Here is a 1634-nt window from a genome sequence, read left to right as displayed (position 1 = left end):
TGGCGTGTAGAGTTGGTGATTGCGTAGTAGCACATCCACCAAACGCACTAATTTTCTTGCAGTCATGACAAGGGCTCTTTTGTGTTGGAATTTCGGAACTTCTTTATACTTCTTTAAATAAAATTCACGATAAACGGGTTCATTTCGTTGGACCGAGTTGGCAGCTTCAACTAAGTAATAACGAAGATACTGATTTCCCGACATGACTCGTGGTGTTCGTTCCGATTCGCAGTCACCTGATTGCGATTTTTTCCAGAATAGACCGGCGTATTTGGCTATCTGCGCTTGTGTTTCAAATCGATCAATTTGACCGATTTCAGCGATAATACCTGCCGCGTAAACCGAACCAATACCCGGTATACTTTTCAAACATTGTCCTTCTGGAATAACGTCAAATAGGGATTCGATCCCTTTGTCTAACTCTTTGACCTGTTTTTTCAGTGTTTGAATCAGTTTGGCATAGGTGGCCAATACAATGTCAATCGAGTCCTGTACAACTTTGCCTAAACGATAGGAGTCACGAATCGCCTTTTGGATGGATTTCGCTACTTTATCCGGCTGACGAAAGCGACCTTTTCCTCTCTCTTGGAGGAACTCAGCCAGCTCTTCCAGCTCCATCTGAGCGATATCATCCAAGGATAAGGATTCGGCAAACAACTCCATCATGGTCGAACCAAAAACAGAAGTATCTACTTCATTGGTCAATGTATTGCATTTGTAATAGAGATTTTCAAGGAAATGCTGCTTACACTCGGTCAATTGTTGAATGACTTGATAACGAGAACGTGTTAGACGCTGAAGGGCAACATACTTTTCTTCCTTGATAATCGTTTTATTATAGCGTCCAAACCGAAGAAAATCGGCAATCCGAAACGCATCGATCTTATCGGTTTTATCTTCTTCAAATAAGCCTTTAAACCGATGGATTGCCTTTGGATTTTGAACAACCACTCCCACCCCAATCTGTTTTAAATCCGCATCGTTATCTAAGAGATGCGCAGGGTGGAAGCTATACACGGATGTGGATTCCATGCCGACAATAATTTTTTCGTAATGGAATTGCCCATTATAAGCTAAGATGTTTTCTTTAATCTGGTTCGCTCCATGGATATCGTTTGGAAAAGTTGTTTCTTTTAAACGTGTGTCTTCACTATCCAGAAAACACACATCGAGTTTTTTAGAGCTTACATCAATACCTACAAATAAATTCACGGAAAGGACCTCCTTTCATTTGATTTTGGAATAAGCTTGGATACTGCGGGATATCCCTAGAATCAATGGTGTGGCAACAGCCTCGCGTATGAGTATTCAAAAGGTGCATCTCTAAAAGCTGCCCCAATGTCCACTAACATTGGTATAGAAATGCGCCGATACAGCTTGTGTGTTTGCAGTACAACCATTGTCTGGGTCACAGTCTTGAATCGTAGTCGAACTACAGGAGGAAACAGCATATTCCCAGTTGGATCCATTCCAATATCTATTATCTAGGGATATCCCCCAGTATCCAAGCCAAAGGTATTGAGTAATTTATTACCACATTTTCTTGGTGAAAAAGAACTAATAATTACTTTGAAAGTGATGCATTTATTTAGTTATCAAAGAGCAAATTTTGTTCTTAAATATACTATACGAGG

Annotated in this window: 1 protein-coding gene; it reads right to left on the bottom strand. The window is 40.4% G+C overall.

Translation table 11 applies throughout. From position 1 onward, the window contains the following. A partial coding sequence (locus WKU33_RS18800; protein WP_340456118.1) for an IS110 family transposase occupies window positions 1-1212 on the bottom strand: 1212 nt, incomplete at its 3' end. Window positions 1213-1634: the final 422 nt, after the last annotated feature.

Source organism: Oceanobacillus sp. HCA-5259, from assembly GCF_037892815.1.
Classification (GTDB): Bacteria; Bacillota; Bacilli; order Bacillales; family Amphibacillaceae; genus Oceanobacillus; species Oceanobacillus indicireducens.
Note: the sequence above shows the minus strand (reverse complement) of the source record. Positions and strands in the feature narration are given on the sequence as shown.